The following is a 25745-nucleotide window of genomic DNA, read 5'->3' on the forward strand; positions in this document are numbered from 1 at the left end:
CCATGTCGACACGGCGAGCCATGCCACTCATCACTGTGCGCGATCTTGATGCTGCCATTGAAGCGTATCGTCGCCTCACCGGGATGGAGGTGGTCATGAATCATGGCTGGATCGCCACCCTGTCCCCGCCAGGGGATCGTTCCATCCAAATCAGTTTGATCGCCTCTGATCCCACTGCTCCGGTCAACCCGGCGGTCTCCATCGAGGTGGATGATCTGGATGATGCCTACCGGATCGCTCGGGAGAACGGCTGGGAGATCGTGCATGACCTCGCTGTGGAGGAGTGGGGAGTGCGTCGTTTCTTCTTCCGGGATGCGGACGGAAACATCGTGAACGTCCTGTCTCATCTGTGATTCCAGCACTGAAGGTGCATCGCGTGGTGCTTTGCCGCATGAGGCGGGTCGGTCCATGATGGATGAACTCTCGTGAAAGGATCCCCATGACCACGCGCGCCCGGATCGCCCGCCTCATCGACCACACTCTCCTCAAGCCCGAGGCCACCACCGCCCAGGTCAATGCGCTCATCGCCGAGGCCGCGGACCTGAACACCTACAGCGTGTGCGTCTCCCCGAGCCTCCTGCCGGTGGAAGTGCCCGACGACCTGCACGTGGCCACCGTCTGCGGCTTCCCCTCCGGCGCCCACGCCACCGCCGTCAAGGCCGCCGAGGCCGCCGACGCCCTGGCCAAGGGCGCCGAGGAGATCGACATGGTCGTCAACCTCCGCCTCGTCAAGGAAGGCGACGCCGACGCCGTCGAGGCCGACATCCGCGGCGTGCGCGAGGCCTGCCGGGGCGCCGTCCTCAAGGTCATCATCGAGTCCGCCGCCCTCACCGATGAGGAGATCGTCTCCACCTGCCGCGCCGCCGAGGCCGCCGGGGCCGACTTCGTCAAGACCTCCACCGGCTTCCACCCCGCCGGCGGCGCCTCCACCCACGCCGTCGCCCTCATGCGCGCCACCGTGGGAGAGCGCCTCGGCGTCAAGGCCTCCGGCGGCATCCGTACCGCCGCCGACGCCCTGGCCATGGTCGAGGCCGGAGCCAACCGCCTGGGCCTGTCCGCCAGCGCCGCCGTCCTGGAGCGGCTGGCGGACTGAAAGGAACCGTGCGTCGTCGCACGTCACCGCACCTCACGGACGGGCCCGGCATAGCAGCCGGGCCCGTCGTCGTCCCCTTCGGTATGCAGCAGGAAGGATCGCCTCAACTTGCCAAGTTTCGGGTCTCCGAAACTATACTCGGCTCTATGAGAACCATCCCCAGTATGAGTCGCCGCAGCGCCGCGGCGCTTGCCTGCCTCGCCCTGTCCGCTCCCGCCCTGGCTGCCTGTGGTCACAGCTCGACCTCGGCCGACGCCGCGGGAACGGTCAAGGCGGTCGCCTCCACGACGCAGATCTGCGACTACATCACCCAGCTCGCCAGCGGCGACGCCTCCAGTGATCTCTCCTTCGACCGCACCGGCGCGGACGGCAAGACCCAGCACTTCGGAGCCGACGCAGCCAAGGCCAAGTCCCACCTCACGCTCACCTGCCTGCTGGCCCCCAACGCCTCAGCGCATGAGCACGACATGACCACGGCCCAGTCCAAGGCCTTGTCCGAGGCGGATCTCTTCTTCATCTCCGGCGTCGACCTGGAGCACTTCCTGGACTCCGCCGTCGACTCCACCGGCTTCAAGGGCACCATGGTGGTGACCTCCGGGGTCGCCGGGGCTGCCGACGTCGATGACCTGGCCGCCCAGAAGAAGAAGGAGGAGGCCAAGCCCTACAAGGTCGACCGGGGTAGCGCCAAGGTCGAGGTCGCCAAGTGGCCCTTCCCGCCGGAGGAGGGTGAGAGCGAGCCCGAGTTCCGCTTCGACCCGCACGTGTGGACCTCACCGAAGAACGCGATCGTCCAGGTCACCAACATCGGTGCCGCCCTGGAGAAGGCCGCCCCCGACCAGGCCGGTGTCTTCCGCAGCCACGTGGACGCCTACGTCGCCAAGCTCAAGAAGCTCGACGAGTGGGCCGCCGGCTCCCTCAACTCGGTACCCCAGGACAAGCGGGTCCTGTTCACCAGCCACGACGCCTTCGGCTACTTCAGCAAGGAGTTCGGCGTGAAGTTCGAGGGTGCCGCCCTGTCGGACTTCAACGCCCAGCAGGACGCCACCGCCGACAAGATCCAGCAGACCGCGGACAAGGTCAAGTCCTCCGGGGCCGTGGCCATCTTCGCTGAGAACTCCAACAACCCCAAGTCCATCCAGAAGGTCGCTGAGGTCGCCGGAGTCAAGGCGGTCATCGGTGATGAGGCCCTCTACGGCGACTCCCTGGGGACCCCCGGATCCGACGGCGAGACCTACATCGGCTCCATCCTCCACAACGTCTCCAACCTCACCAAGGCCTGGGGCGGCACGGTCACCGAGATTCCTGCCGACCTCGCCCAGTGGAGCCCCAAGGCCTCCGACGTCAAGTGAGGAACCGTATGACAGACCCCCGTGATCGCACTCCCGCGATGACCTCCCCAACCACCCGGACCGCTGCTGCCGAACCGGTCGTCACTCTGGAGGACGCCTCCTTCTCCTACGGCTCCTCCACCGTGCTCACCGGTGTTACCGGTCGGGTCCCGGCCGGGCAGGCCCTCGCCCTCGTGGGCCCCAACGGCTCGGGCAAGACGACACTCATGCGGGCACTGCTCGGCATGGTGACCGTCAGCCGGGGCCGGGTGCGTGTCAACGGGGCGGCACCGGGCAGAGCGCCACGGGGGTCCGTCGGATACGTTCCTCAGCTCAGCGACCTCGACCCCACCTTCCCCGTCACCGTGCGGGAGGTGGTCCAGATGGGCATGTACTCCCAGCTCGGCATCCTGCGGCGCCCCGGCGCCGAGGCCCGTCGTCGGGCGCTGGAGGCCCTTGACAGCGTGGGTCTGGCCGACCGCGCCGACAGGCGCTTCGGCACCCTGTCCGGCGGCCAGCAGCAGCGCGTCCTCGTGGCGCGCTGCGTGGCCGCCCGGCCCCGCCTCATCCTCCTCGATGAGCCCTTCAACGGCCTGGACCAGCCCAACCGGGACGCCCTGCTGTCCATCATCACTGACCTCAAGGACCAGGGCATCTCCCTGGTCATCTCCACCCACGACCTCGTTCTGGCCCAGGAGACCTGCGAGCAGGCGGCCCTCCTGGCCGGACGGCAGATCGCCTTCGGCCCGCGCGACGAGGTGCTCGTGGCCCGCTACATCGACGAGGCCTACGGCGGCCACGGCACCACCCGGCTGCTGGGGCTCCGTTCCGGCGCGGGCACGCAGGAGCCGTCATGAGTGAGGCGATGACGCTCTTCAGCCAGGCCCTCGAGCAGCTGCGCCTGGCGGCCCTCAACATCCCCGGGCTCACCGAGCTGGCGACGTACCCCTTCCTCTTCCGCCCCCTGGTGATGGTGGTGCTTCTGGGCGTCGTCGCCGGCGTCATCGGTGTCATCGTCAACCTGCGCAGCGCCGAGTTCAGCGCCGAGGCCATGGTCCACGCCGTCTTCCCCGGGATCGTCGCCGGCGCCGTCTACTGGGGGATCGACGCGATCATCCCGGCGGCCTCCGTTGTCGCCGTCGCCGCGGCCGTGGTGCTGACCATCGTCTCGCACCGTTCGCATCGGGGGGAGGCCTCCGAGGCCGGCACCGCCGTCGTCCTCACCAGCTTCTTCTCCGTCGGGCTCATCCTGTCCCTGGCCAAGGGCGACATGTCCGGCCAGCTCGAGGCCCTCATGTTCGGCCGCCTCCTGGAGGTCACTGATGCGCGCCTCGCCCAGGCGCTCATCGTGTGCGCCGTCGCACTGCTGCTCATTGCGGCGACCTGGAAGGAACAGGTGGCCTACGCCTTCGACCGCACCGGCGCCCGCGCCTCCGGGCTGAGGCTGCTCGCACTCGACCTGGTCCTCAACACCGCCATCGCTGCCGCGGTCGTCTCCGCCTCGACGGCGGTGGGGATCCTTCTGGTCATCGGCTACCTCGTCATCCCCGGTGCGACGGCGCGCGTTCTTGCCTCCCGGGTACGCACCATGGTCCTGGTCGCCATCGCCGTGGGTGTGGGCGGGGGATACCTGGGCATGCTGCTCATGGCCCTACCCGAGCCCTCTGACAAGCCGATCTCACCGCAGGCCACCGTGGCCCTGGTGATGACCAGCATCCTCCTGATCGCCGTCGGCGTCTCAACCGCGCGCGAAAGGCTGCGCGGGCCGGCTCGGCGGGCCGGCTCGGTGCAGTCCGCGGCAGCTGCGTCGACCTCGACGACGGTAGGTGCGAAGGCCAGTGCCGATCCCACCGGGGGACCGGAGGACTCGGCGAGAGGCGTGACCCCGACGGCCAAGAGGAGCCGGGTATGAGAATCGGGTTTGACATCCTCCTGCTGCCCATCGTCGAGGTCCTTCTCATGGGGCTCCTGGCCGGGCTCGTGGGGGCGCTCGCGCTGGTCCATCGCCGGATCTTCTTCACCGAGTCACTCACTCACGCGACCTTCCCCGGAGCGATCGTCGGCGTGGTCACCGCCGCCTGGTTCTCGCGGGCGGTTCTCGGCCAGCGCGCCGACTTCACCCTCCTGTCCGCGCTGGTGCTGGTGGGAGCCGCCTTCATGTGCCTGCCGATGATCTGGCTCATGCGGCGACTGTCCCAGGTTCCCGGGATCTCCTCGCAGTCGGCCGCCGGCGTTGTCCTCACCTTCGGATTCGCCCTGGGCTACTTCCTCAACAAGTGGTTCGCCCCGCTGCCGATCAAGGTGGACTCCTTCCTGGCCGGTTCCGTGCTCAACGTCAATCGCGTCGATGTCATTGCCGTCGGCACCGTCCTGGCGCTGACGGTCCTCGTGCTCGCGGTGGCCGGGCGGTTCCTCACCTTCTACAGCTTCGACCCGCTGGGATACCGCGCCAGCGGTCTGAAGCCCGCCTGGGCCGAGGGGACCGTCATGGTCATGATTACCCTGACCATCGTGATGCTCGTTCCCGCCGTCGGCACGATTCTGCCCATCGCGCTCATCGCTGCGCCCGCGGCCGCGCTGGCGCCGTGGACGCGCACCATGAGCCGGCTGCTGATCGGCGCCCCGATTCTCGGTGCGGTGACGTCCCTGGCCGGGCTGTTGATCGCAGTGCAGCTGAACCTGTCCGCAGGCGGAGTCATCGCCGTGGCCTGTGGAGTGGTCTACCTGGTCTCAGCCCTGCTCCACTGGGCTGCGACGCGCGGTGCCTGGGTGCGAGTGCCGCTGCTACGCCGGGGCTGAGCCCGCGCCGATCCTGCGCGGGCGCTCCCGGCGACGCCGGAGCCAGGCCTGCAATGGGGGTTGTTCAGGCAGCGATCCCCAGAATGCCGCGCAGGTCGGCCTTGATGGCCTCCAGGCGCTCAGCGGCCGCCTCGCGCACCTGCGCCACCGGAGGGTCATTCGTCGGCAGAATCACTTCGCAGTAGCACTTGAGCTTGGGCTCGGTTCCCGAGGGGCGCACGACCACTCGGTCATCCGAGGCCGTCACCCACACCAGGCCGTTCGTGGGGGGAAGGGTACCGCCGTTGCCGTCCGAGACGCCGTCGAGCAGATCCACGGTCGTGGTGACCGGGGAACCGGCGAGCTTGGCCGGCGCCCCGCCCGAACGCAGACGCTCCATGGTGCTGGTGATGATCTCGAGGTCCTCGACCCGCATGCTCAACGGGCTCGTGGCGTGCAGACCGTGGTCACGCGCGAGGCGATTGAGCAGATCCTGCAGGGTCCGGCCCTGCTGCCTGAGCACGGAGGTCAGCACCGCCAGCCGCACCGAGGCGGAGATGCCGTCCTTGTCCCGCACCGCGGCGGGATCGACGCAGTAGCCCAGGGCCTCCTCGTAGCCGAAGACCAGGCCCGGCTCCCGGCTGATCCACTTGAAGCCCGTCAGCGTGCGGCGGAAGCCCAAGCCGTGGGACTGGGCGATCCGGCGCAGCAGGCGGGAGGAGACCACGGAGCAGGCCAGGACCCCGTTGCCCGCGAAGGCAGCCAGCTCGGCGGCCTGCTCACCCAGGAGCGCGCCGACCTCATCGCCCGTCAGCTGACGCCAGCCGCCGGGAGCGTCCTCGTCCGGGATGGCGGCGGAGCAACGATCCGCATCGGGATCGTTGGCGATCACCAGGTCCGCCTCAACCTGCCGGGCCTTGTCCAGCGCCAGGTCCAGCGCCCCGGGCTCCTCCGGGTTGGGGAAGGCGACCGTCGGGAAGTCCGGATCCGGCTCGAACTGCTCAGCCACCTCGACGACGTCGGTGAACCCGGCTCGCGCGAGCACCTCACGGCAGGTGGCCCCACCCACGCCGTGCATCGCCGTCAACACGATCTTCACCGGGGCGGGGGCCGTCATCCGAGCCGCCTGAGCGGCCCGCTCGATGTACTCCTCCCGGATCTCCGGGTCGACCGTCTCCCAGCCCGACTGCGGGCGGGGTACGGAGCTGACCGGGCCGACGGCGTCGATCGCCGCAGCGATCTGGCTGTCATAGGGGGGAACGATCTGGGCCCCCTGACCTGAGTCGGTCACGGCCCGCCCGCCCAGGTAGACCTTGTAGCCGTTGTCCTGCGGAGGGTTGTGCGAGGCCGTCACCATGACGCCGGCGTCGGCCTCCAGGCGCCGCAGCGCGAAGGCGAGTACCGGGGTCGGGCAGTGCGACTCGAAGAGAATGGCCCGACCGCCCGCACCGGTGACGACCGCGGCCGTATCGAGGGCGAACTGCTCGGAGTTGTGGCGGGCGTCGTAACCGATGACGACGCTGAAGCCCTCACCGAGACGGTCCTTGAGGTAAGCGGACAACCCCGCCGCGGCGCGGATGACGACGACCCGGTTCATCCGGTTGGGGCCCCCGCCCAGGCGGCCTCGCAGGCCGGCCGTGCCGAAGGCGAGGGTGCCGCTGAAGGCGTCGCTGAGTGCCCTGCGAGCCGCCTGGGCCTGCTCGCCATGAGAACGGGCGGCGCTCAGCAGCTCAGTGAGCTCGGCGCGGGTGACGGGGTCCGGATCGTCCTGGATCCACGCGTCCACGGCAACGTCGTCGTACACATCTTCAGGGCCTCGGGTCATATCTGTGACGGTACCGCGCGATAACTTCTGGAAACGCTCACAATGACGCTCCTCACTGGTGTTTCCAAACACAAGGAGAATTCAGTCACCAGGGTGACGGAGAGCCCTTGAAGATAAGATGTCTTGAATTAAATTGGCGGTATAATTCGGGTTTGTTTTGAGAGTTCTGAGAGATGAGATGCTGGTGAGAAAGGTGTGGGTGGCGGGGATGAATTTCTGGGACTTTTGTCCCTCACGTGTCCTCTTCTTCTGCGCACTGAATACGTCGCCGTCTCGGCGGGATTAGGGGATCATGACTGCATGAGTTCACGTCAGTCCTACCGCAAGGGACCAGTGGTGCTGCGCGGCACCCAGATCCCCACCCAGACCACCGACGCGCGACTGCTGAGCAGTGACGCCGACGCCGACTGGCTCCACGCCGACCCGTGGCGGGTCATGCGCATCCAGGCGGAGTTCGTCGAGGGCTTCGGGGCCCTGGCGGAGCTGGGGCCGGCCATCAGCGTCTTCGGGTCGGCCCGCACCAAGCCCGAGGATCCCACCTACCGGGTGGCCATGGAGGTGGGGGCGGGGCTGGCGCGCGCCGGCTACGCCGTCATCACCGGAGGCGGCCCGGGCATGATGGAGGCCGCCAACCGCGGCTGCCACGAGGCCGGCGGCACCTCAGTGGGGCTGGGTATCGAGCTGCCCCACGAGCAGGGCATGAACGAGTACGTCGACCTCGGGGTCAACTTCCGCTACTTCTTCGCCCGCAAGACCATGTTCGTCAAGTACTCCGACGGATTCGTCGTTATGCCCGGCGGAATGGGGACCCTCGACGAGCTCTTCGAGGCGCTCACCCTGGTCCAGACTCAGAAGATCTCCTCCTTCCCCATCGTCCTGGTGGACAGCGGCTACTGGGGTGGGCTGCTGGAGTGGCTGCGCACCTCGATGATCGAGCGCGGCATGATCGCTGCGAGCGACCCCGACCTGCTGCACGTCGTCGATGACGCTGAGGCGGCCGTGGACTACGTGGTCAGTGCGGCCCGCAGGCTGCGCGACGGCCGGGCAGGGGCGTGAATCGCGTCATGGCGGGCCCGTCCTCGAACGTTGCACCTTGAATGTCGTAGAATATGACAGGTCGCGCGGCGATGTGCCCGCGCAGCACTGACGAAAGGTGAGCACATGGCTGCCATGAAGCCCCGGACCGGAGACGGCCCCCTCGAAGTCGTCAAGGAAGGCCGCGCCATCATCATGCGGGTTCCGCTTGAGGGTGGTGGTCGACTCGTCCTCGAGATCACGGCCGATGAGGTCAAGGCACTCGGAGAGGCCCTGGCCAACGCCAAGATCTGAATGATCCTGGCGCCCGGGGGCAGCCGGGTACCACTGGGACCTCGGCGTCGAGGAGCCGGTGGCCGAGTCATCCAGCCTCGCGAGAGAGGGCCGGACCCAATGCGGGTCCGGCCCTCTTCGTCGTTCCGGCCGGTTGGGCGGTGAACAGTCAGGTCTGGCGCACGGAGACGAGCAGGCCGTCTCCGACGGGCAGCAGCGTGGTCAGCAGCGCGCGGGAGGCCCGCAGCGCCTTGCCGAGCTCGCGGGCTGCCACGGTGGTGACGTCGCGGCGGGCCGGGTCGGCCACGTGGTCGTTCCACAGGGCCCGGGTGACGGCCAGGACTCCGCCGGGGCGCAGCATCCGCAGGGCGTTGGAGGCCAGGAGGATCGCCTCCTCCGGGGCGACGTCGAGCACCACCATGTCGTAGGAGCGGGCCGCCATCCGGGGCATGACGTCCGAGGCCCGCCCCTGGATGATGCGAGTGCGTGAGGAGGGATAGCCGGCCCCGTCGAAGGCGCGACGCGCCTCGCGCTGGAGCTCGGGCTCGACATCGATCGTGGTGAGGACCCCGTCAGTGCCCATGCCGCCCAGCAGCCACAGGCCCGAGACACCGGTGCCGGTGCCGACTTCGGCCACGGACTTGGCTCCCACTGAGGCGGCCAGCATCCGCAGCGCGGCTCCGGTCCCCGAGGACACCGGGGTGATGCCGAGCTCGAGCCCGCGTATGCGGGCCTGGGCGGTGGCCTCGTCCTCCGCGGTGAAGTCCTCCGTGTAGGACCAGCTCAGCGTCTTGTCCGCACTCACTGTGAGCCTTTCTTCTGCTGCGGGGTGCCAGGCGCACCCCTCAAGCCACATTGTTCCAGGTGTTCGGCCCGATAGGCGGAAGGGCGCTCGCCCGGGTGAGTCCGCCGGTAGGCGAACCGAGGCGGATTCGGACCGGTGGGACTCCCTATACTGAGCGGCGTGTTCGGCATCAACGGATCTGAGTTCCTCGTCATCATCCTGGTGGCGGTGATCGTGGTGGGGCCGCAGCGCTTGCCCGAGTACACCCGCAAGCTCACGCAGATGGTGCGTCAGCTCCGGGTGTTCCTGGACAACGCGCGCAGCCAGATCGCTGAGGAGGTCGGCCCCGAGATGGCCGACCTGGACCTGTCCAGCCTCGATCCGCGCCAGTACGACCCGCGCAAGATCGTGCGTGACGCCCTGGGGGAGGACATCGACGCCATCCGCGAGGATCTCGCCCACCCCTTCCGCTCCGTCGGCTCAGCCGCCAAAGAGATGTCCGACGACGCCGCACAGGCTGTCAACGACGTGGTCAAGAAGGATCGGGCCACGTCGCTGAGCAAGCAGATCGAGGCCAAGCGTGACGAGCGGCTGGCCGAGAAGGATGCCGAGAAGGCTGAGAGCAGCGGGAGCACCGAGGGCTCCGAGAATTCCGAGAGCACTGAGGGTGTCGAGAACGCTGAGAGCCCGCAGAGCGCTGAGCAGGCAGCTGCCGCTCCGCCGCGGGGAGTGCTCCAGCAGGCGGACGACGTCGAGGATGACGCCGAGGCCGAGACTGAGGCTGGGTCAGTCGAGTCGGTCGAGTTGGTCGAGTCGGCCGACGGGGCTGACGAGACTGAGCCGGAGAAGACAGAGCCCGAGCAGTCCGGGGAGGCCGAGGACACGGAGGGCACTGAGCAGCCGGAGCAGTCCGAGCGTCCGGCCGAGCCGGAGCCGGTGGAGGTCCCGACAAGCCTGGTCGAGCCGCAGGCCGCTGCCTCCGGCGAGGATGCAGGGGACGCCACCGCGGCGGGTGATGACTCCCGTACCCGCGTGCGTCCTCTGTCCCCGCGTGACATCGTGCGCGCCGCCAACGCCGCTGCCCGCACCCGCGCCGAGGCTGCGCGCATCGCCGTCGACTTCTGACCCGTACGAGCTCCGCCCCATCGAGCCGGGCGAAAGAGCCGTCGGGCGATGTGACCAATGCCGGACTCGGTAAGAGAGCCGGCGGGACCGGCATCAGGCCGGGGTGACCCCCAGGCTCTTGCCGGCCAGGCCGCGAGAGCGGTGAGTCAGGCGCTGGGCCACGGCGGACAGCTCCAGGGCCGCGGGGGCGTCGGCGGCCGGCTTGCCGTCCTCGGCCACGGTGGCCGGCAGACCGGTGTCAGAGCCCTCGCGCAGACGGATGTCCAGCGGCAGCTGGGCCAGCAGCGGCACCTCGTAGCCGAGGGTCTCGCTCAAGGAGGCGCTGACGATCTCGCCCCCGCCGGAGCCGAAGATCTCCAGGCGTGAGCCGTCGGGCTGGGGCATGTAGGACATGTTCTCGATGACGCCCACCACCTTCTGGTGCGTCTGGGTGGCGATGAGGCCGGTGCGCTCTGCGACCTCGGCGGCGGCCGTCTGCGGGGTGGTGACCACGAGAATCTCGGCGTTCGGGAGCAGCTGGGCCACGGAGATCGTCACGTCGCCGGTGCCGGGCGGCAGGTCCAGCAGCAGGACGTCCAGGTCGCCCCAGAACACATCGGACAGGAACTGCTGGACGGCGCGGTGCAGCATGGGGCCGCGCCACACAACCGGCTGCTTGTCCTCAACGAACATGCCGATGGAGATGACCTTCACCCCGTGGGCCACCGGCGGCACGATCATGCCGTCGAGCTGGGTGGGCACCCGGTCCACCCCCAGCATGCGGGGGATGGAGAAGCCGTAGATGTCGGCGTCTACCACGCCCACGCTCAGGCCCTGGGCGGCCATGGCGGCGGCCAGGTTCGCAGTCACCGAGGACTTGCCGACCCCTCCCTTGCCGGAGGTGACGGCGTAGACCCGGGTGAGGTTGCCCGGCTGAGTGAAGGGAACCACCGGTTCGGCGGCCCCTCCGCGCAGGCGGCGCCGCAGCTCGGCCTTCTGCTCGTCGTTCATGACGCCCAGGCTCACCTGCACCTCGGTGACACCCTCGACGGTGCTGACCTCGCGTCGGGTGTCGGCGGTGATCGTGTCCTTCAAGGGGCACCCGGCCACGGTCAGGAGCACCTCGACGCTGACCACGCCGTCCTCGGCGATGTCAACGGTGGAGACCATTCCCAGGTCGGTGATGGGGCGGTGCAGCTCGGGGTCGATGACCCTGGCCAGCGCCTCCATGACGGCGTCATGAGTCGGTTGCGTCATGGGCCCATCCTAGGGGTGCCGTCGAGCGCCACGACAGGTGGCGAGTCCCACGTGAGGGCCGGGTGCTCCCTCACTGGGCGGTGCGCTGTCCAGGAGTGGTGCTGGGCTCGTCGTCGCCGCTGTCCTGGAACTCGGCGATCTCCTCACGGGTGAGGCGCTCCTCGGCGAGGATCTCGCTGAGCATGTCGCGAAGTTCGCTGCGCACGAAGTCGCGGGTGGCGACGTCGTTCATGGCCAGGCGCAGGGCGGCGATCTCCCGGGTGAGGAACTCGGTGTCCTCCAGGTTGCGCTGGGCGCGCTGGCGGTCCTGCTCGGCGGTGACGCGGTCGCGGTCGTCCTGTCGGTTCTGGGCCAGCATGATGAGGGGGGCCGAGTAGGAGGCCTGGGTGGAGAAGGCCAGGTTGAGCAGGATGAAGGGGTAGGGGTCCCAGGCCTGCTGCATCTTGGCCAGGATGAGGTTCGCCACGATCCACACAGCGACGAAGATCGTCATGTAGAGCACGAACTTGGGCGAGCCCATGAAGCGGGCGGTGGCCTCGGCGAAGCGGCCGAAGCCGTCCGAGCGCGAGGCGTGGGCCGGATGCGTCCTGCGCAGCCACCGCAGGCGACTGTCGGGCAAGGGCTGGTCGAGCTGGTCAGGCATTGGCACCCCTCTCGATCGTCTCGTCGGTGACGGCCTCGTCGGCCACGCGCCAGTCGTCGGGCATGAGGTGGTCCAGGACGTCGTCGACACTGACGGCGCCCAGCAGGCGTCCGGCGTCGTCGAGGACCGGCAGGGCCGTCAGGTTGTAGGTGGCCAGCAGGCGGGTGACGGTACCGATGGAGTCCTCGGGGCGCACGGAGTCGACGTCGGTGTCCACGATGGAACCGACCATGCGCTGAGGGCGCTCGCGCAGGGCCCGCTGGAAGTGGATCATGCCCACGAACTTGCCGGTGGGGGACTCCAGGGGCGGGCGGCACACGAAGCCGACGGCGGCCAGGGCGGGAGGGATCTCGGCCTTGCGGGACTGGGCCAGGAAGGTCGCCACTGTTGACTCGGGGGGCAGGATGATCGGCTCGGTGGTCATCAGGCCGCCGGCGGTGTACTCGTCGTAGGCCATGAGGCGGCGCACGTCCTCGGCCTCCTCGGGCTCCATGAGGCCCAGCAGCTCGGCGGCCTTGAGCTGGGGGAGGTCGGCGACCAGGTCGGCGGCGTCGTCGGGCTGCATGGCGTCCAGGACGTGGGCGGCGCGCCCTGCCTCCAGGCGGGACAGGAGGGCGACGGCGTCCTCGTTGCCGAGCTCCTCCAGGACGTCGGCCAGGCGCTCATCGGTCAGCTCGGCGGCCACGCGCATCTGGCTGTCCTGGGGTAGATCGCGCATGACGTCGGCCAGGTCGGCCGCCTTGAGGTCCTCCAGGGTGGCCAGCAGTGCGGTGGCGCCCTGCTGGTCGGCGCTGGCGGCCAGGCCGCTGACCTCGTCGGGGCGCACCGTGAAGGTCTCCCCGCGCCGCAGGCCCAGGGGACCCGAGGAGGCACGCTGGACGAACAGGCGGGTCACCTTCCAGTCCATGCCGCGGTCGCGCTCGATGGCCACGTCGCGCACCGTGACGTTCCCCGAGCCGTCGCGCATGGTGACCACCCGGTCCAGCAGCTCGCCGACGACCAGGGTCTCAACGTGGCGCTGGGTGAAGCGGCGGATGTTCATCAGGCCCGTGGTGATGACGGCCCCGGGCTCGATGGCGGTGATCCTCGACAGGGGCAGGAAGACACGGCGCCGGCTGGAGACCTCGATGACGAAGCCGACGGCCCTGGGTTCTCCGCGCATCTGCAGCAGGACGACGACGTCATGGACCTTGCCCACCTCATCGCCCAAGGGGTCGAAGACGGAGGTACCGATGAGGCGGGCCACAAAGACCCTGCTGGTCGTGCGCGTCCTGGTGTTCTCCACAAGCCAAGCCTATGCGCCTGAGGCGTGATTGCCTGCCGATGGGCCCGTACCGCGTGCCCGCGCGTGCGACGATAGCCCCCATGAACGCCAATCCGAGCCCGTTGTCCTCCCTGACCTCGTCCAGTGGTGGTGTCATGCCCCAGGGGGAGGAGGTGGCCTCCTTCGCGACCTACCCCGAGGCGCAGAGGGCGGTCGACGCTCTGTCGGACCAGGGCTTCCCGGTGCAGCACCTGGCGATCATCGGAACCGACCTGCGTCAGGTTGAGCGCATCACCGGGCGTATGAGCTGGGGGAGGGCGGCGATGTCGGGGGCTCTCAACGGCCTGTGGATCGGGGTGTTCTTCGGCATCATCATGTCGGTGGCCGGCAGCAGTGGTCCCAGGCTCAACTTCTGGGCCTGTGTCCTGCTGGGGGTGCTGTGGGGGATCGTCTTCCAGCTCTTCAGCTACGCCCTGACCCGGGGGCGGCGCGACTTCACCTCCATCAGTCAGGTCGTGGCCTCGCGCTACTCGATCCTCGCCGCCCGGGAGATTCACGAGGCCAGCCAGGCTCTGGCCGACGTCCCGGGCAACCTCGCGCGTGGGGCGGGCGCGCTGCGGCGCTCCCAGGAGCGGCGTCGTGCGCGACAGGAGGCCCCCGGGCCCACCGCCTTCGGCTCGCGCCCCGACGAGCAGCCCCGCTTCGGGGTGCGCCTGCCGCAGCCCGGCAGTGACGCTCCTGAGCGGACCCCCACCGCCTCGGCCGGCTCCGCCTCCGGCGCCCCGTCCGTTGCTGAGGACTACGACCCCTTCCTGCGCCCCTCGCGATCGGAGGGTCGCAAGGAGCCGGGGGCCCCGGCGTCGTCGCAGGAGTCCGACGATGAGACCGGCTCCGGTGACAAGGGCTGAGCGGCACTGAGGGACGAGGGAGCGCGACAATGAGCATTCCGGTGGGGCTGTCGACCGCCTGTGTGGTTCCCGGCAGTGTTCCCGACACCTTCGCCATCGCCCAGGAGCTGGGCTACGACGGCGTCGAGATCATGGTCTGGAGTGAGAAGGCATCCCAGGACGCCACCCGGCTGGCGGCCCTGGTGGAGAAGCACGACCAGCCGGTGCTGGCGGTCCATGCCCCCACGCTGCTGGTGACCCGTGGGGTCTTCGGCGCCGATCCGTGGGACAAGGTGGACCGCTCCATCGAGCTGGCCCACTACCTCGAGGCGCCCACGGTGGTGCTGCACCCGCCCTTCTTCTGGCAGACCCGCTACGCGCGCTCCTTCATCGCCGGGGTCGCGCAGCGCGAGGCGACCACGGGCATCCACCTGGCGGTGGAGAACATGTTCACCTGGCGGCCACGCCACGCCCACTCCACGCGCGACTTCCAGGCCTACTCGCCCACCTGGGATCCGGTGGGGCAGGGCTACAAGTCAGTGACGCTGGATATCTCCCACGCCGCCACCTCCGGCTCCGACGCCCTGGCCATGGCCCGGGCGCTGGGGCCCACGCTGCGTCACCTGCACCTGACCGACGGCGTGCCCGGGCCCCTGGACGACCATCTGCTGCCCGGGCAGGGCAACCAGGACTGCGCCGGGGTCCTCAAGCACCTGGTGGCCACCGGCTTCGAGGCCGGTGGGGGACAGGTCGTCGTCGAGGTGACCACCCGGTCCATGACGGCCGCCCAGCGTCTCGAGGGCCTCGCCAGCGCGCTGGCCTTCGCCCGTGAGCACCTGGAGGGTGGGGAGCCGGCTCACATTCCCGAGCCGACCCGCAAACGCTACCGCCGTTCCTGACCCGGCCTAGCAGTGGGCGGCCTCGTGCTCGAGGTGCGAGACGGGCTCGAGCTGGAGGGTCGCGTGCTGGATTCTGACCGGGAAGTGCTCGGCCACGCAGTTCTGGAGCCGGTCGAGGATCTCCTCGGTGTGACCGTCGCGCAGGCACTCGTCGCGCACGACGACGTGCGCGGTCAGCACCGGCATGCCCGAGGCGACGGTCCAGGCATGCAGGTCGTGGACCTCCTCGACGTGGTCGATGCCGAGCATGTGCGAGCGCACCTGCGCCAGGTCCAGCTCCCGGGGAGTGAAGTCCATGAGCACGGCCAGGGCCGAGCGCAGCAGCGTCGCCGCCCGGGGCAGGATGAGGACGGCGATGAGCAGGGAGGCCACGGCGTCGGCCCGGGTCCAGCCGGTGCGGGCCACGACGGCGGCAGCGATGATGACGCCCACTGATCCCAGGGCGTCATTGAGGACCTCCAGCAGGGCGGCCCTCATGTTGAGGTTCTCGCCGTGTCCGTCATGCCCCCGGCCGCCGGAGAGGACGAGTAGCGCGATGACGTTGGCGGCCAGGCCGATGACACCCATGACGAGCATGCCCGAGGCCTCGACCTGCGGTGCTACGAGCAGGTTGTGAACCGCCTTGAAGGCCACGAAGAGCCCGACGACGGCGAGCATGCCCGCCTGGAGCGCGGCCCCGATGACCTCGGCGCGACGCATGCCCCAGGTGGAGCGGTCCGTGGCCGGACGCGTGGACAGCTGGGCGGCCGTCAGGGCCATGGCCAGGCCGGCGACGTCGGTGAGCATGTGCCCGGCGTCGGCCAGCAGCGCCAGCGATCCGGTGACAAGGGCGGTGACGATCTCGGCCACCAGGACCGTGGCCGACAGGCACAGGGCGACCAGGAGCCGACCGCGTGAGGCCCTGGCGCCGTGGTTGTGCGAGTGACCGTGGGAGTGGTGGTGGGAATGGGTGTCGGGCTCGTGGCCGGCTGGGGTGCTCACTGCGGCTCCTTGCTCCGGCTTGCTCCGTCCGCGGAGATGATGGCGGCCAAGGACTCGGCAGCGGCCAGGACCTGCTCGATGGCCTCGGGATTCTCGATCCGGCTGACGTTGGCCCGTCCGTGGGAGTGGCTGGAGATGAGACCGGCGCTGCGCAGGATCGCCAGGTGCTGGGAGACGGTCGACTGGGCCAGGCCCAGGTGCTCGGTCAGCTCCACCACCCGGTGCTCGCCGCCGTGGAGGTGGCGCAGGATCGCCAGGCGGGTGGCGTCCCCCAGGACGTCGAGCAGGGAGGCCACGGTGGAGGCCTCGCGCACAGCGCCGTGGTCCTGGGGGCGGTCCTCGGGCAGCAGCCCATGTTTCATCGTCATACGGCGATGCTATCTACAAACAACGATGAGCGGCAAGGTAGGTGACCGAGCAGTCAGTCAGTCGGCAGTCAGTCGGCGATGAGCCCGCTCACCCAGGCCTCGACCTCCTCCACGGTGCGGGGCACGTCCTGAGTGAGGCGCTCCACGCTGCCGTCCTCGCGCACCACGACGTCGTCCTCGATGCGCACGCCCGTGCCACGCATCTCGGCGGGCACCAGCAGGTCGTCCTCGCGGAAGTACAGTCCCGGCTCGATGGTGAAGCACATGCCCGGCTTGAGTTCGGCCTCCATGTACATCTCGCGGCGCGCCTGGGCGCAGTCGTGGACATCCAGGCCCAGGTGGTGGCTGGTGCCGTGCACCATCCAGCGCCGGTGGTACTGGCCCTCGGGGGCCAGGGAGTCGGCGGCGCTGACGCCCTCGGGCAGCATCCCCCACTCCTCCAGGCGGGCGGCGATCACCTCCATGGCGGCGGCATGGACGTCCTTGAAGCGGCAGCCCGGCGTGCCCGCACGGGCGAAGGCGGCGTCGGCGGCGTCGAGAACCGCCTGGTAGATCCGGCGCTGAGCCTCGGTGAAGCGACCATCGACCGGGATCGTGCGAGTGACGTCAGCGGTGTAGAGGGAGTCGACCTCGACACCGGCGTCCACCAGGACCAGCTGGCCGGGCTCGACGGCGCCGTCATTGTTGATCCAGTGCAGGGTGTTGGCGTGGTTGCCGGCCGCGGCGATCGTGTCATAGCCCAGGCCGTTGCCCTCCTCGCGGGCCTTGGCCCCGAAGGCCCCCTCCAGGACCCGCTCACCGCGCCAGTGGCCACGGGCCCGGGGGATGGAGCGGATGAGGTCGTCGAAGCCGGCCTTGGTGGCGGTGACGGCGGCACGCAGCTGGTCGATCTCCCAGGGGTCCTTGACCAGGCGCAGCTCGCTGGCGGCCTCGGCCAGACCGGCGTCCACCTCCGTGGCGCCCTGGCCGGTCTGCAGCCCGACCTTCTCCCGCGTGGTGGTCACCAGAGCGGTGACGGACTCATCGGCCTCGGCGACGACGCGCAGCTGCACCGCGTCGGGACCGGCATCCTTGGCCAGCGCGTCGGGCAGTGAGTCGATGTGGGCGCAGCGCATGCCGGTGGAGGCCTCGACCTCCTCCAGGGAGGGCCGCACCCCCACCCACAGCTCGCCGTAGCGGGGGTCGCCGTAGAACTCCTGGCTGGATCGCGAGGCCCGGGGCCGGAAGTAGAGGACTGCCTCATGCGTCGGGGCGACGTCGTCGGTGTCATCGGAGCCGTCCGGGGAACCGGCGTCCTGACTCGGCTCGGTGAGGGGGTCCAGGACGAGCACGGCATCCGGCTCGAAGTCCGTGCCGGTTCCGGCCAGGTGGGCGAAGGCGCTGTGGGGCCTGAACCGGTAGTCGCAGTCGTTGTTGCGCACCTTGAGCGCGCCCGCGGGGAGCACCAGGCGCTCGCCGGGGAAGAGCCTGCCGAGGGCCTCACGGCGGGCGGCCGCCCAGGGGGCCGCCTCGCTGCGGGAGGGCAGACCCTCGGGACGCGGGCCCCACCCCGAGCCGATGAAGTCGCGGAAGGCCTGGTTCTCGGGCTGGCGGGACCGGTTGGAGCCTCGCGCCGCCAAGGACTGGGGGGCCTCCTGCGAGGAGGCGGGGGACTCGTCGGACGGGTGGGTGTCTGCGGGAGAAGTCGATGCCATAGGGGCATCATTCCACTGTTGGGCCCCAACCGGCGCTCGGTGGGGGACTCAGGAACGCGGGGGCGGCTCAGCCCTGCTCATCTGCCGGGAAACGCACCCCCACCTGGCGGCGTGCCTCCTGCAGAACCCCGATCGCCGCCACGGAGCGGCTCAGCGGGTGCAGATCGGACTGGCGCGCGCCGGCACGCACCAGGCGGCACACCTCGGCCAGCTCGTAGGCGAGCTGGTGACCGGGCGCCTCAGCGCCGCGCTCGACCGACAGGTCCTCACCCGTGCCCGTCGCTGCCGCCGGGCCGCGCAGCTCGATGCGCCGAGGCCACTGGCAGTCGTCAATGCTCAGCACGTCATGGTCCCCGGCGAAGCTCGACTCCATTCCCGGGGAGGTCTTGGAGTGTAGGCAGACGACCTCCAGCCCGGCGTGCTCACCGCAGTCGTAGGACAGGACCACCGTGCCCCGTGCGTCCACACCGTGCTCCAGCAACGTTCCCGTAGCCGTCACCCGGTCCGGCTCGCCGAAGAGGTGAATGGCCAGGCTGACCGGGTAGATGCCCAGGTCCATGAGGGAGCCGCCGCCCAGTGCCGGGTCGAAGGCCGGCGGCAGACCGCCGGAGCGGTAGACCTCCATCCGTGAGGAGAACTGCTCCTTGGACAGCACCACCCGGTGCAGCTGCCCCAGCCGCGGCAGGTGCTCACGTAGCCGAGCCACTCCGGGCTCGAAGGCGGACAGCCACCCCTCCATGAGGAAGCGGTCGGTCGCCTGCGCCGCCTCCACCATCGCCTCGGCCTGCGAGCGCGTCAGGGCGAAGGGCTTCTCCACCACCACGTGGAAACCGGCCTCCAGAGCCGCGATCGCGTGCTGTGTATGCAGGGAGTTGGGGGAGCCCACATGGATGACGTCGATCGGGGCCTTCGAGCCCGGGCCGTGGGCGGTGAGCATCTCCTTAAGCGAGGCGTAGGCATGCGGAACTCCGTGCTCGGTGGCGAAGGCGGCGGCGCGCTCGCGGTGGGCGGAGGTGACGGCCACGATCTGGGCACCCGGCTCGCGGGCGACTGCCTCGGCGAACCAGCGGGCGATGAAACCGGCGCCGATCACCCCGAAGCGGATTGGGGTGTCGGCGGCGCGCCGCGTGGTGGACACAGTATTGCTCATACGGCTCGGCTCGCTCATGCCGTCCAGTCTTCCACGCCTCCCTGCGCGCTGCCTGCACTTACCTACACTGTCCCGGTGCGCATCGACCCCCACACCCACTCGGCCTGCTCCGACGGCACCGACTCGCCTGCCGAGCTCATGGCGAAGGCGGCCGGGGCCGGCCTCGACGTCGTCGGTCTGACCGACCACGACACGATGGCCGGCTGGCAGGAGGCGGCCCGGGCCGTCCCGTTCGCCGGCGTCGCCCTGCTGCGCGGCACCGAGATCTCCTGCGCCGCCGACGGGGTCACCCTCCACCTGCTGTCCTACCTGCACCGGGCCGACGACGCCGGGCTGGAGGCCGCCTTCGCCCGCGCCCGCCGCTCGCGCGACAGCCGGGCCCAGCGGATGGTCGAACGCCTCAGCGAGGACTACCCGGTCACCTGGGAGGACGTCCTGACCCAGTCGGCCGACTCCCACACGATCGGCCGGCCCCATATCGCCGACGCCCTCGTAGCGGCCGGCTCCTTCCCCGATCGCAACGCTGCCTTCGCCGGGCCGCTGGCCACTTCCTCGCCCTACTACGTGCACCACTGGGCGCTGGACCCGGTGGAGGCCTGCCGCCTGGTGCGCGCCGCCGGTGGGGTCCCGGTGGCGGCCCACCCGCGCGCCGCCTCCCGCCAGCGCCGCCTCGTGCCCGATGAGACCTTCGCCCAGATGGCCGAGGCCGGCCTGGCGGCCCTGGAGATGAACCATCGCGACCAGGACCCCGAGCAGCGCGAGCAGGTTCGCCTCCTGGCCCAGCGCCTGGGCCTGGGGCTGTCGGGGGCCTCGGACTACCACGGCACCGGTAAGCCCAATCGCCTGGGGGAGAACCTCATGCCGCCCGAGCTGCTGGAACAGATCCTTGACGAGGGCGCTCTCGACCTCGTCCGCCCCTGAGGGCCGACCGGCCACGGCACCCGACTCCCGCCGAGCGGCGGTGATAGAAACGCCTCATGCTGCAGTCCGTCTTCGACACCACGGTCTTCGCCACGACCTTCACCACGCTCCTGGTCATCCAGGACCCGTTGGGCGCCATCCCGATCTTCCTGTCCCTGACCTCGCGGCAGACACCCCCTGAGCGCGCCGCCTCTGCACGCCAGGCCACGGTCGTCTCCTTCGCCGTCATCGTGCTCTTCGCAGTCTTCGGACGCTACATCCTGAAGTTCCTGGGGATCTCCGTGCCCTCCCTCCAGGTGGCCGGCGGACTGCTGCTGCTCCTGGTGGCCCTGGAGCTGCTGACCGACAAGGTCGATGAGAGCCCCGATCCTGACGCCGTCACCGCCAACGCCGCCCTCGTGCCCCTGGGCACGCCTCTGCTGGCCGGGCCGGGAGCCATTGTCGCGGCGATGGTCGCCGTGGACACCACCGGAGGCGGGGTGGCCGGGTGGGTCTCCGTGACGGCCGCGATCATCGGCACGCACATCGCCATCTGGGTCTCGCTGCGCTTCTCCCTGGGGCTCAACCGGGTGCTGGGCACCTCCGGCATCCGGATTCTCACCCGGGTCATGGGGCTGCTCCTGGCGGCCATCGCCGTCCAAATCATGGCCGACGGCGTCTTCGCCTTCCTGGAGACCCGCCTCTGAGCCGGGTCCGCTCCGGAGTCGGACAGCGGCTGAGACCCACGTGAGTCTCAGCCGCTGCTTGTCAGTCCTACTCGCCGGCGGTCCCGTCAACCGGGCGGCCGCCGCGCGTGCGCTTACGGGTGCGCTTGCGCCGGGGCTTGGCCTCGCCGTCGGCGGAGCGCCGGGAGCGCTCACCGCGCTTGGAGTCCTTGGCGCCCCTGCCGCCGCGGCCCCGGCCGCGCTCCGAGCGCCCGCCCTGTCGGCCGGACTGCTTGCGCCCACGCTTGCCGGTCTCACCCAGGTCCTCGATCTCCTCGGCGTCGAGCCCCTCCAGGGTGCGCTTGTGACGGGGCAGGCGGCCGGTGACCTTCTCCGGGATCGACAGGTCGGAGAACAGGTGCTCGCTGGTGTGGTAGGTCTCCACCGGCTCCTCGATGGGCAGGCCCAGAGCCTTGGCGATGATCCGCCAGCGCGGCACGTCGTCCCAGTCCACGAAGGTGACTGCCGTGCCGGAGTTGCCGGCGCGTCCGGTGCGCCCGATGCGGTGGACGTAGATCTTCTCGTCCTCGGGGCACTGGTAGTTGATGACGTGGGTGACGTCGTCGACGTCGATGCCCCGGGCGGCCACGTCGGTCGCCACCAGCACGTCCACCTTGTTGTTGCGGAAGGCGCGCAGGGCCTGCTCGCGGGCCCCCTGGCCGAGGTCGCCGTGCAGGGCCCCGGTGGCGAAACCGCGGGCGCGCAGGTCGTCAGCCACCCGGGCCGCGGTGCGCTTGGTGCGCGCGAAGATGATGGTGCGCCCGCGTCCCTCGGCCTGGAGGATCCGGGAGACGACCTCCACCTTGTTCATTGAGTGGGTGCGGTAGACGACCTGCTGGACCGTCTGTACGGTCATGCCCTCGTCGCCCGGGTCCTGGGCGCGGATGTGGGTGGGGCGGGTCATGTAGCGGCGCGCCAGGGCGACGACGGCCCCGGGCATGGTGGCGCTGAAGAGCATCGTGTGCCGGTCGGCACGGGTGCGGGCCAGGATCTTCTCCACGTCGGGCAGGAATCCCAGGTCCAGCATCTCGTCGGCCTCGTCCAGGACGACGGTGGTGACGTGAGCCAGGTCCAGCACGCCGCGCTCCATGAGGTCGATGAGGCGGCCGGGCGTTCCCACGACGACCTCGGCTCCCCGCTCGAGGTCCTCGATCTGGGGCTCGTAGGCGCGCCCGCCGTAGACCTGGACGATGCGCACGGTGCGCTTGGCGGCAGCCGTGGACAGCTCCTCGGCGACCTGCTTGGCCAGCTCACGGGTGGGCAGGATGACCAGGGCCTGGGGGCTGCCGGAGGCGGGATCCTCGTCCCAGCCCTCCTCCCCGGGGCCCAGGGTGTCCATGAGCAGGGGGATGCCGAAGCCCAGGGTCTTGCCGGTGCCGGTCTTGGCCTGACCGATGATGTCCTGTCCCTCCAGGGCCACCGGCAGGGTGAGGGCCTGGATGGGGAAGGGGTGGGTGATGCCCTTGGCGTCCAGGGCCTCGCAGATCTCCGGCTCGACGCCGAAATCGGCGAAGGTCTTGCGGGTCAGGTCGGTCTGGTCGCCCTCGTCGGTGATGTCGGGAGTGGCCTCGTCCAGGACGGGGGCGTGGGCGCCGGCCGTCTCGATGATCCCGGACGTGCCGGCAGTGGTGCCGGCAGCGGCGTCGGCGCTCTCGATGGTGGTCTGGTCGTCTGTGGAGTTGTGGTCGGGCTCGACGGCGTCGGCCCCGTGCTGCTCGTTGCTCACGAGGTTCCTTGTCTTCTGATCGGGTTGAACCGGTCCGGCGCGGCTGTCGCTCGCGCGCACGGTCGGGTGCGCTGCGTGGGCGTTGGCGCCGTCGGATGTGGCAGCCGATCGCGAGTCATAGCTGAGTCCATCTGACGACCGGGCAACCGTGGACGCCGTCAGCGTAGCGGGAAAACATGATGATGGCCTGTCTGGATGGGGAGGTGCGCCGTCGGCGTGGTCGATGTCACGGCTGTGCTTCACGCACGGCAAGACCTGGATACGATGGTGGCCATGTCCCAGATGCCGACTCCGTCACCTCAGCCCAGCGCCTCCACCCCGATGCAGGTCGGTCCTCACGAGCTGTCCGTCGTCGGCGTCGTCGCGATCTCCCGGACGGCGGCCTGCACCCGCTACGCCAAAGATGCCGACCGGGCTCCGCGGATGACGGCCCGGGTCGACCTGCTGCGCATGAGCGCCTGGGAGGTCGCCTCCTTCGACCGGGTGGTGGAGTTGGCCGCGACCCACGGCATGGACGCCCTGGGGGCGGCCGAGCGCTTCACCGACGTGCTGGGTGACTTCGACGAGCGGCTGCGGCCACTGGACTGGGCCGAGCGCCTGCTCAAGACCTACATCACCTTCGGGCTGCTCATCGACTTCGGGATGGCACTGAGCGAGTCGTTGGAGGATCCCTTGCGCAGAGGGCTCGTCCACGAGCTCAGCCAGGACCCGATCAGCACCTACGCCATCGCCGAGCTGGAGGAGGTCATCGCGGCCGACCCACAGCTGGCCGCCCGGCTGGGGCTGTGGGGTCGGCGCGTCATCGGTGAGGAGATCGGAACCTTCCAGAGGCTCCTGGGGCAGTTCCCCGAGCTCCTCGGGCAGATGGCTCAGGAGCAGCTCCACTCGGTGCTGACCCAGGGGGCGGTCTCGCGCATGAGAGGGCTGGGCCTGAGGGTCTGACCGTCTCTCAGCACGTCCGAGCGGCTAAGATGTGAAGTGCCCAACAGTGGAGTAGTGCCCGTGTCGGTGGCGTGACAGGACCCGGGCTGCGTTGGGTAAGGTGTCCGCATCCACATCCTCATCACCCGATGTGAGAGTCGTGGCTCTCACATCCTGAAGGAGTTCCCATGAAGCGAAGCGTATGGATGGCCGCGTCCGCGGCCGTCGCCCTGTCCGTCGTCCCGGTCGGCGCGGCTGCTGCCGAGACGGACCCCGCTCCTGCCGCCGAGCAGGTGGCGCCGCAGTCCGGTGGCGCGAAGGCTGACGCTCCCCAGCCCGACACCCCTTCCCCGGCCGCTCCCAAGCCCGATGGCGACAAGCAGCGTGCCCCCGCCCCCGAGCCTGCTCCCGCCCCCGCGGAGGACGCGGGCAAGGCGGCACCTCAGGCTCCGGGTGCCAACAACGCCGCGGCGCAGCAGGAGAACAAGCCGGAGGCTCCGGCTGAGCAGTCCCAGCCGAACCAGGGCGACCAGCAGCAGGGCGATCCTGCCGGTTCCCAGGCTGCTCCCGAGCAGCAGGCCCCGGCCCCCGAGCAGTCCTCTGAGGGAGGCGCCCCTGCGGCTGCCGAGGAGAGCGCCCCCCAGGGCGCCGCGGAGGCTCCCGGTGAGCAGGCCGCGGCACCCCGCGAGCAGGCTGCCTCTGGCCAGCGGGGTACCGCCACCGCAGGTCGCTCCACCCTCGCTCAGACCGGAGCGGGAACGACCGCCGCTTGGATGGCGCTGGGCACCGGTGCGACAGGTGCCGCCATGCTCATGGCTCGCCGTAGGCTGACCTACTGACACACATCGGTCCTTGACGTTGAGGAGAGGTCTGGCCCATGGATGACCGGATGCTCGACGGGGACAGGGTGCTGTGGTTCATCGGCGGCAGTCCTGAGCGTGCTCAGGAGGCCCTTGCCGCCGGACACGCCTGGACGCCCGAGCAGCGTGCGCAGCTCGAACAGATCGCAGCATCTGCCGGATATTCCCCTCAGCAGCCTGCCGGCTACCCGCCTGCTCAGCAGCAGGTGCCCGTTCAGGAGCCCGCGCCCGTGTACGGGGCGCCTGCACAGCCCGCGGCCTTTGATGGCGTATTCGGGGGCGACGGCGCTCGTGGCGGCACTGTGGACTACGGGGCGGCTCAGCCGACTCAGCCCGCTCAGCAGCCGGCTGCGGTCGCGCCGCCCCAGCCGCAGATGGCGACACCGACGCAGCCTCAGCCGCAGGGCTACAGGCTTCAGCCGCTGCCCGCGGTGACCGAGATGGAGGCGCCGCAGAGCGATGTCTCCCAGTACCCGAGCAGTGCTCCGCGTCGCGGTTGGGTCCTCCCGGTCGTGGCGGTCAGTGTGCTCGCCATCGGGCTGGTGGGGGGTGCCCTGGGAGGACACTGGCTGTGGCCCGGCAAGAGCGCGGAGGCTCCGTCGTCTCCCGCTGCGGCGGCCCCCGCTGCCCACAAGCCTGCGACCCTTCGCGCCGGCAGTGGTTCCTTCGTCTGCTCCTCGGGCGGTACCGGAGTCTCCTGCTGGGGCGCTGACGCCCAGGCCAACACTCAGGGCGCACGTGTCTCGCCGACGGCGGTGCCCGGCCTGGAGAAGGTCAAGGTCTCTGCGCTGAGCGTGGGCAAGGGCTTCGCCGTGGCCGTGGACGACTCGGGCAAGGTCTACGCCTGGGGCGCCAACGAGGTCGGCCAGCTCGGCAAGAAGACTGATGAGGCGCTGGTGAACCAGGCCGTGGAGGTCGGCAAGCTGCCGGCCGCTCCCACCGCGCTCGTCTCTGGTTACGAGCACACCTGTGCGCTCGCCAAGGGCACGGTCTGGTGCTTCGGCTCCAACCGCTACGGACAGGTCAACGGCACTGTCTCCGACACCCCCTCAGGGTTGGTGAAGGTGGACAAGATTGACGGGGCCACCCAGATCGGCACCTCCGGCTATGACACGTGGGCCACGGTTGACAAGGGGACCTGGACCTGGGGGAACAACTCCTGGGGGCAGGCCGACCCCTCGCAGAGCGTGGTCAACGTGGCGCCGACCCTGATCCCTGCGAGCAGCTGACGCCGGTATCGGCAACGCAGT

General features: G+C 69.9%; 26 protein-coding genes. 16 read left to right on the plus strand and 10 right to left on the minus strand.

The features are described from left to right. Positions 1-20: 20 nt before the first annotated feature. The 6 genes from HMPREF3165_RS06865 to HMPREF3165_RS06890 all read left to right on the plus strand — a co-directional run bounded on the left by HMPREF3165_RS06865 (position 21) and on the right by HMPREF3165_RS06890 (position 5220). Positions 21-353 carry a VOC family protein gene (locus tag HMPREF3165_RS06865; RefSeq protein ID WP_080553338.1) on the plus strand — a complete coding sequence of 111 codons (333 nt, stop codon included), beginning with the start codon at positions 21-23 and terminating at the stop codon, positions 351-353. Between the two features lie 86 nt (positions 354-439). Continuing rightward, positions 440-1093 carry a deoxyribose-phosphate aldolase gene (deoC, locus tag HMPREF3165_RS06870; protein WP_070511788.1) on the plus strand — a complete coding sequence of 218 codons (654 nt, stop codon included), beginning with the start codon at positions 440-442 and terminating at the stop codon, positions 1091-1093. 164 nt (positions 1094-1257) lie between these two features. Beyond that, on the plus strand, positions 1258-2442 hold the full coding sequence (locus HMPREF3165_RS06875) for a metal ABC transporter substrate-binding protein (protein WP_070511791.1): 1185 nt from the start codon (positions 1258-1260) through the stop codon (positions 2440-2442). Positions 2443-2450: 8 nt separating this feature from the next. Further along, positions 2451-3278, plus strand: coding sequence for a metal ABC transporter ATP-binding protein (locus HMPREF3165_RS06880; protein ID WP_070511794.1), 828 nt, complete (start codon positions 2451-2453; stop codon positions 3276-3278). Next, complete coding sequence (locus HMPREF3165_RS06885; protein WP_070511797.1) at positions 3275-4333, plus strand: metal ABC transporter permease; 1059 nt, start codon at positions 3275-3277, stop codon at positions 4331-4333. Before HMPREF3165_RS06880 ends, HMPREF3165_RS06885 begins: the two co-directional genes overlap by 4 nt. Next, positions 4330-5220 carry a metal ABC transporter permease gene (locus HMPREF3165_RS06890; protein ID WP_070511800.1) on the plus strand — a complete coding sequence of 297 codons (891 nt, stop codon included), beginning with the start codon at positions 4330-4332 and terminating at the stop codon, positions 5218-5220. The genes HMPREF3165_RS06885 and HMPREF3165_RS06890 overlap by 4 nt, the downstream gene beginning before the upstream one ends. Before the next feature lie 64 nt (positions 5221-5284). Here HMPREF3165_RS06890 and HMPREF3165_RS06895 read toward each other — a convergent pair whose 3' ends face one another. Beyond that, positions 5285-7024, minus strand: a complete 1740-nt coding sequence (locus HMPREF3165_RS06895; RefSeq protein ID WP_070511803.1) for a phospho-sugar mutase — start codon at positions 7022-7024, stop codon at positions 5285-5287. A 300-nt stretch (positions 7025-7324) separates the two neighbouring features. Here HMPREF3165_RS06895 and HMPREF3165_RS06900 point away from each other — a divergent pair, with 300 nt between their 5' ends. Both HMPREF3165_RS06900 and HMPREF3165_RS06905 read left to right on the plus strand, forming a co-directional pair. Beyond that, complete coding sequence (locus tag HMPREF3165_RS06900; protein ID WP_070511805.1) at positions 7325-8080, plus strand: LOG family protein; 756 nt, start codon at positions 7325-7327, stop codon at positions 8078-8080. 105 nt (positions 8081-8185) lie between these two features. Further along, positions 8186-8353, plus strand: coding sequence for a DUF3117 domain-containing protein (locus HMPREF3165_RS06905; RefSeq protein WP_009396029.1), 168 nt, complete (start codon positions 8186-8188; stop codon positions 8351-8353). A gap of 148 nt (positions 8354-8501) precedes the next feature. Here HMPREF3165_RS06905 and HMPREF3165_RS06910 read toward each other — a convergent pair whose 3' ends face one another. Next, a complete protein-coding gene (locus tag HMPREF3165_RS06910; protein ID WP_009406302.1) occupies positions 8502-9137 on the minus strand; it encodes an O-methyltransferase in 636 nt (211 codons plus the stop codon). A gap of 159 nt (positions 9138-9296) precedes the next feature. On the opposite strand from HMPREF3165_RS06910, the gene HMPREF3165_RS06915 reads away from it, so the two are divergent. After that, positions 9297-10241 carry a twin-arginine translocase TatA/TatE family subunit gene (locus HMPREF3165_RS06915; protein WP_070511808.1) on the plus strand — a complete coding sequence of 315 codons (945 nt, stop codon included), beginning with the start codon at positions 9297-9299 and terminating at the stop codon, positions 10239-10241. A 93-nt stretch (positions 10242-10334) separates the two neighbouring features. Here HMPREF3165_RS06915 and HMPREF3165_RS06920 read toward each other — a convergent pair whose 3' ends face one another. From HMPREF3165_RS06920 to HMPREF3165_RS06930, 3 genes are all read right to left on the minus strand, one after another. After that, on the minus strand, positions 10335-11477 hold the full coding sequence (locus HMPREF3165_RS06920) for an Mrp/NBP35 family ATP-binding protein (protein ID WP_070511811.1): 1143 nt from the start codon (positions 11475-11477) through the stop codon (positions 10335-10337). A 70-nt stretch (positions 11478-11547) separates the two neighbouring features. After that, complete coding sequence (locus HMPREF3165_RS06925; RefSeq protein WP_010614716.1) at positions 11548-12120, minus strand: DUF1003 domain-containing protein; 573 nt, start codon at positions 12118-12120, stop codon at positions 11548-11550. Beyond that, on the minus strand, positions 12113-13405 hold the full coding sequence (locus tag HMPREF3165_RS06930) for a magnesium transporter MgtE N-terminal domain-containing protein (protein ID WP_070511813.1): 1293 nt from the start codon (positions 13403-13405) through the stop codon (positions 12113-12115). The genes HMPREF3165_RS06925 and HMPREF3165_RS06930 overlap by 8 nt, the downstream gene beginning before the upstream one ends. Positions 13406-13485: 80 nt before the next feature. Here HMPREF3165_RS06930 and HMPREF3165_RS06935 point away from each other — a divergent pair, with 80 nt between their 5' ends. Beyond that, complete coding sequence (locus HMPREF3165_RS06935) at positions 13486-14292, plus strand: YflT domain-containing protein (protein WP_070511816.1); 807 nt, start codon at positions 13486-13488, stop codon at positions 14290-14292. Positions 14293-14321: 29 nt separating this feature from the next. Then, on the plus strand, positions 14322-15170 hold the full coding sequence (locus tag HMPREF3165_RS06940; protein WP_070511819.1) for a sugar phosphate isomerase/epimerase family protein: 849 nt from the start codon (positions 14322-14324) through the stop codon (positions 15168-15170). A 6-nt stretch (positions 15171-15176) separates the two neighbouring features. On the opposite strand, the gene HMPREF3165_RS06945 is transcribed toward HMPREF3165_RS06940, so the two are convergent. The 4 genes from HMPREF3165_RS06945 to HMPREF3165_RS06960 all read right to left on the minus strand — a co-directional run bounded on the left by HMPREF3165_RS06945 (position 15177) and on the right by HMPREF3165_RS06960 (position 19381). Further along, a complete protein-coding gene (locus HMPREF3165_RS06945; RefSeq protein WP_070511822.1) occupies positions 15177-16151 on the minus strand; it encodes a cation diffusion facilitator family transporter in 975 nt (324 codons plus the stop codon). Continuing rightward, complete coding sequence (locus HMPREF3165_RS06950; RefSeq protein WP_070511825.1) at positions 16148-16519, minus strand: ArsR/SmtB family transcription factor; 372 nt, start codon at positions 16517-16519, stop codon at positions 16148-16150. Before HMPREF3165_RS06950 ends, HMPREF3165_RS06945 begins: the two co-directional genes overlap by 4 nt. 68 nt (positions 16520-16587) lie before the next feature. Next, positions 16588-18213, minus strand: coding sequence for an aminopeptidase P family protein (locus tag HMPREF3165_RS06955; RefSeq protein ID WP_070511828.1), 1626 nt, complete (start codon positions 18211-18213; stop codon positions 16588-16590). Positions 18214-18280: 67 nt separating this feature from the next. Then, positions 18281-19381 (minus strand): Gfo/Idh/MocA family protein, encoded by a 1101-nt coding sequence (locus HMPREF3165_RS06960; RefSeq protein ID WP_070511831.1) that lies wholly within the window; start codon positions 19379-19381, stop codon positions 18281-18283. A gap of 57 nt (positions 19382-19438) precedes the next feature. Between HMPREF3165_RS06960 and HMPREF3165_RS06965 the strand changes: the two genes are divergently transcribed. Both HMPREF3165_RS06965 and HMPREF3165_RS06970 read left to right on the plus strand, forming a co-directional pair. Then, positions 19439-20284 carry a PHP domain-containing protein gene (locus tag HMPREF3165_RS06965; protein WP_070511833.1) on the plus strand — a complete coding sequence of 282 codons (846 nt, stop codon included), beginning with the start codon at positions 19439-19441 and terminating at the stop codon, positions 20282-20284. 56 nt (positions 20285-20340) lie between these two features. Then, positions 20341-20970 (plus strand): MarC family protein, encoded by a 630-nt coding sequence (locus HMPREF3165_RS06970; RefSeq protein ID WP_070511836.1) that lies wholly within the window; start codon positions 20341-20343, stop codon positions 20968-20970. 67 nt (positions 20971-21037) lie between these two features. Here HMPREF3165_RS06970 and HMPREF3165_RS06975 read toward each other — a convergent pair whose 3' ends face one another. Next, complete coding sequence (locus tag HMPREF3165_RS06975) at positions 21038-22714, minus strand: DEAD/DEAH box helicase (protein WP_070511839.1); 1677 nt, start codon at positions 22712-22714, stop codon at positions 21038-21040. 264 nt (positions 22715-22978) lie between these two features. Between HMPREF3165_RS06975 and HMPREF3165_RS06980 the strand changes: the two genes are divergently transcribed. The 3 genes from HMPREF3165_RS06980 to HMPREF3165_RS06990 all read left to right on the plus strand — a co-directional run bounded on the left by HMPREF3165_RS06980 (position 22979) and on the right by HMPREF3165_RS06990 (position 25724). Next, complete coding sequence (locus tag HMPREF3165_RS06980) at positions 22979-23656, plus strand: ferritin-like fold-containing protein (RefSeq protein WP_176747018.1); 678 nt, start codon at positions 22979-22981, stop codon at positions 23654-23656. Positions 23657-23823: 167 nt separating this feature from the next. Next, a complete protein-coding gene (locus HMPREF3165_RS06985) occupies positions 23824-24474 on the plus strand; it encodes a peptidase (RefSeq protein WP_070511845.1) in 651 nt (216 codons plus the stop codon). Between the two features lie 38 nt (positions 24475-24512). Continuing rightward, on the plus strand, positions 24513-25724 hold the full coding sequence (locus tag HMPREF3165_RS06990) for an RCC1 domain-containing protein (protein WP_070511848.1): 1212 nt from the start codon (positions 24513-24515) through the stop codon (positions 25722-25724). Positions 25725-25745: the final 21 nt, after the last annotated feature.

The organism is Actinomyces sp. HMSC08A09, assembly GCF_001807465.1.
In the GTDB taxonomy this organism is placed as follows: domain Bacteria; phylum Actinomycetota; class Actinomycetes; order Actinomycetales; family Actinomycetaceae; genus Actinomyces; species Actinomyces oris.